The organism is Streptomyces sp. 3330 (assembly GCF_031456635.1).
GTDB lineage: Bacteria > Actinomycetota > Actinomycetes > Streptomycetales > Streptomycetaceae > Streptomyces.
Genome location: NZ_JAVDVA010000067.1, coordinates 1 through 4,029, shown reverse-complemented (window position 1 = coordinate 4,029; position 4,029 = coordinate 1). Strand labels below are relative to the sequence as shown.

Annotated in this window: 3 protein-coding genes and 1 pseudogene; all 4 read right to left on the bottom strand. The window is 67.0% G+C overall.

Translation table 11 applies throughout. The features are described 5' to 3' along the window. Positions 1 to 807: 807 nt before the first annotated feature. Positions 808 to 1,593: pseudogene (locus J2X68_RS40135) on the bottom strand (transposase family protein). A gap of 24 nt (positions 1,594 to 1,617) precedes the next feature. Then, positions 1,618 to 1,938 carry a hypothetical protein gene (locus J2X68_RS40130; RefSeq protein WP_310437540.1) on the bottom strand — a complete coding sequence of 107 codons (321 nt, stop codon included), beginning with the start codon at positions 1,936 to 1,938 and terminating at the stop codon, positions 1,618 to 1,620. A 134-nt stretch (positions 1,939 to 2,072) separates the two neighbouring features. Further along, positions 2,073 to 2,459: an ISAs1 family transposase gene (locus J2X68_RS40125; protein WP_310437541.1), complete on the bottom strand. Its 387-nt coding sequence runs from the start codon at positions 2,457 to 2,459 to the stop codon at positions 2,073 to 2,075. A 57-nt stretch (positions 2,460 to 2,516) separates the two neighbouring features. Further along, positions 2,517 to 2,807 carry a transposase family protein gene (locus J2X68_RS40120; protein ID WP_310437539.1) on the bottom strand — a complete coding sequence of 97 codons (291 nt, stop codon included), beginning with the start codon at positions 2,805 to 2,807 and terminating at the stop codon, positions 2,517 to 2,519. Positions 2,808 to 4,029 lie beyond the last annotated feature (1,222 nt).

Below are 4,029 nucleotides of genomic sequence, written 5' to 3'. Positions count from 1 at the left end.
CGGAGCGAGTAACTCCCACTCCCCATCGGTGAGTTCATGGCGACGTATCACCCCACCATGATCCACCACCCGGTGATCTTTGAAGACGGACCCTAGGAGCAGCGGGAGAGCGCCGTCGCCCGCTTCGACTTCAGGCAGGGTGTCACCCCCGCCGAGGCAATCTAGCCTTTAGAAAAAAGTCCCAAAAAATAGACCATAGTGCACTATATGTCTGCACACTCAGGCGAAAGTAGGCGCAACGGGCCGTCGACGCCGTGGACCTTGTCGGCCCCAACATCGCCAGCCCGCGGGCCGTCAGGGAAGTATCTGATCGGCATGCCGATGTGTATGTGGGTCACCCATAGCGCCACGACGTACGGACCTACTGACCCTGTCGGTTTAGCTTCGGGTGCCGGGGTTGAGGGCCAGTCCGGTTTCAGCGAGGCAGCCGTCGATGACCGGAGCACGGCCAGCGAGCAGGCCGACGACGCCCGTACCTGTGCGTGAGCGGTACCGACGGATATCGCGAAACCGGCCGCGATGCGCGCTGCAGGTTGCGGCCAACGCTCGGCGCACGCCGGCGCGGCCCAAGCTTGCACCACCGGTCACTCTCACAAGGGTGACGATGACCATCGTGACCCACTCGACCGGGGCGCGAGGCAGGTCGAGTGCGGCAGGGTTCGCAACCAACCAGGTTCCCGTGCCGGTGGGTTGAGACGTCGAACACCTCCTCCACCGGCATGGGAGCCTCGTGCGTTGCAGTCCATCGCCTCAAGCAGCGCCGTCACTCACTCAGTGGCAGCCCGGAGAAAGCTCACTGAACCTCTTTCATCCTGAATAGCTCCAGGTCAGCAGTGTATGGATGGCTTGGACGATGGTCCCGATGCGGCGGGTGGAGCACCTTGCGCGGCGTATCAGTCGCCAGGACTTCAGCTGTGCGAAGGCGCGTTCGCCCGAAGCCCGCAGCCGGGCGTGGTCGCGGTTGAACTGCTTGTAGTGCTCGGGCTGTTCGTGGTGGTGGTAGTAGGGGTGCGGACGGTAGCTCCGGCACCCTGGTCCCGGTCGGCGAGGACGAGGATCTGCCGGGTCAGGCAGGCTTGGACGATGCCGTGGGCGCGGGCCGCGGTGAGGTCGTGGGTACGTCCCGGTGTCGCGCGTGAAAACCACAGCGGGGTGCCGTCCGGGGCCGCGATGACCTGCACATTCATGCCGTGCTGCTTGTTTTTTGCGAGTAGTATGGTTCATCCGCCTTGCTGCGGTCGGACGGGATGAGCGTCCCGTCGACGATGACGAAGTCCCCCTCGCCCAGGCCCACCAGGGCCTCGTGCAGTCCCGGCGCCCAGGCGGCCAGGACCTCGAGCGTCTCGTTGACGTGGCGCCAGGCCGTCACCTCCGACACCCCGAATCCTGCGCCGACCTGCGCGAACGTCTCGTTCTTCCGCAGGTGGGCCAGCGTCAGCAGGGCCTGCTTGAAGCAGCTCAACTTCCGCCACGGCGAGCGGCGTTCACGCCTTCGGGTGTAGATGAGCCAGGAGACATGCTCGACCAGCTCGTACGGCACATCGAGCATGGAGGATACGGAACCAACGAAGCCCCCCGGCAGGGCTTCGGCATTGTCGAGGGATGTCCGCTTCGTGATCATGCGAGCCAGAGGAGGGCGAGTGCTCGCTGCGGGTCGCGGGCGTTGCAGCGCAGGGCAGCAGCAATACCCCGGACGCCTGCGATGCGGAGCGCCCCGATGGTGAGGTTGCGCCAGGTGGCCATCGCCCGGGGAGCGTTGCCGGTGCGGAGCTGGGAGGCTTCCTCGACGAAGGTCACGTCACGGATGTGGTGCAGCGCTTCGATGGACCAGTGGCCGCGGATCAGGGCGGCGAGCTGTGTGGGAGTGGCTTTGCCGGCGGGCAGGCTGGTGACCGCGTAGATCGTCTTGATGGTGGTCCTGCCGGTCTTGCGGTTCACCCGGCGGCGTTTGAGCTGGATGGCTTGGCGCGCGTGTGGGAACGGAAGGATTCGCATGGTGGCCGCCCTGATGCGGCGGATCTCGCCCCGTCCGTGCCCGGTCTCGCGGGTGCGTCCCTGCAAGGGGATCTCCACTAGGGAAGGGAGTTGAGCTGCCTGCGGAGCTTCTTCTGGTTGCCCTTGACGATCACGATGTAGTGGGCGCCGCGTCCCAGGAGGTAGTCAGCGTGCTCGCGCTGGGCATGCATCGCGTCGCTGGTGACGACGGTGCCGGTGAGGTCGGCGACCGTGTCCAGCAGCGGCTGGAAGCAGGTGATCTCGTTGGTCTTCTCCTGCACGTCCAGTTGGGCCAGGACCGGGCCGCTGCTGTGCTCCATGGCAGCGAGCAGGTGGATTCTGCGGCCGCTGGCCTTTGCTGCGCCGCGAAGGGTCTTGCCGTCCACGGCCAGAGCACACAGCCCGGCGGCACCGGTCCGCTCGGGGAGGCGGTCAGCGAGCCAACGGGCCACCGACCGATCCAGCGCGTCGCCGTCGATCCGGGTCAGCAGGCACCGGACAGTCGTTTCCGCAGGCAGGCATCATTGCGGGGCCAGGGGGTCGACGCGCACGCCGACTTGTTCCAGCACGTGCGGCGGGGCGTCGGCGATCCACTCGCCGACCGCCAGCAGCGACGTCGCACCAGCCAGCACCGCACAAGCGGTCAGCGCGAGGACGGCGACCAAGGCGTGCCGCACTCCCCGTGGGTCACGCGGGTCGGGCACCTCTGCCAGGCGCTCCAGCAGGCCAGGCACCTCCTCGGGGGTGAGCTGCGGATGCTCGCGGAACTGGTCAAGGGCAGGCGGGATCGTCGATGATGCGTCGGCGGGCACGGTCTTCCAGGCAGGTCACGAGGCGTCGCGAACTCCATGATCTTGGAAACCGTGCCTGCCTCACCCGGGCAAGCACCAGCGACGGGGTCCGACGGCACGTAGCATCGGCCCGTGACGAGGACACCGAGGCCAGGAGCCCATTGCCCTGTGTGCGGGCTCGATCAGGGATTCGATCCCTGGGGTTCCGACGGACTGACGCCGTCGTTCGCCATCTGCAGCTGTTGCTTCATCGAGTTCGGATACGAGGACGCCTCGAACACGGGGGCCATGACCGCGCGAGCTGCATGGATCGAGGCTGGCTGCCCTTGGCGCGGATCGGTGAGCGAACGCCCGGCAGGGTGGGATCCCCAGGTGCAACTGGTCGACAGCTTGAGGCTGTCGTAAAGCTGGGTCTCGGGCTGGACATCCGATGCCTCTCACCCTCTTGAGGCCACATGCTCACGAATCGGACATCCCTCGACAACGCCGAAGCCCTGGTTCCATCCGTGTCCTCCCCGCCAAAGCCGGGGTGTTCCGGCTCGCCCGGCTTCCCAGCCCGGCGAGCCTCGGTCACCCCCGAAAAGGCGGGGATGTTCCGTACCGGGAGCCTCAATCCGGGGGCGATGGAGTTCCCCCGGCCAGCCGGGGCCACACACTGGCCGCGAATGCGACAACCGCGCATGGGTCACCTTCCTGCCCACACGGCGTGTGCCGTCCGCATCTGCGACGCATCCCTTCGGTAACCCCGTCCTCCTCGCTGGCGCGGGGGTGTTCCGGAGTTCGTGGTCCTCGGCCCTGACTGGACAGGGTCCTCCCCGCCGACGCGGGGGCGTGGCGCTGGAGCCGGCCCGTAACCGTAGATCATCGAGGCTGGTGCGGTAATTCAGCGCGCTCTGCCTCCTCCCCCCCTTCGGATGGCGCCACCCCTGCGCAACCCAACCGCACCGACCTGCCCCAAGTACGACGCTTGCCCATCACTTATCGAACCACCCCGGGCGACTGGCCTCATTCGGGCCGCCTGCGCGATAGCCAGAGGAATCTGAACCTGCACACTTCGGCCCTGAGAGGAGGCGGGCCCGGAACCTTGAACGGTTTCCCGCGCGTACTGCTCCGCACTCTCCCTCAGCCCCTGCGCGAGATCCGTCCCGACGGTTTCCCGCGCGTACTGCTCCGCACTCTCCCTCAGCCCCTGCGCGAGATCCGTCCCGACGGTTTCCCGCGCGTACTGCTCCGCACTCTCCCT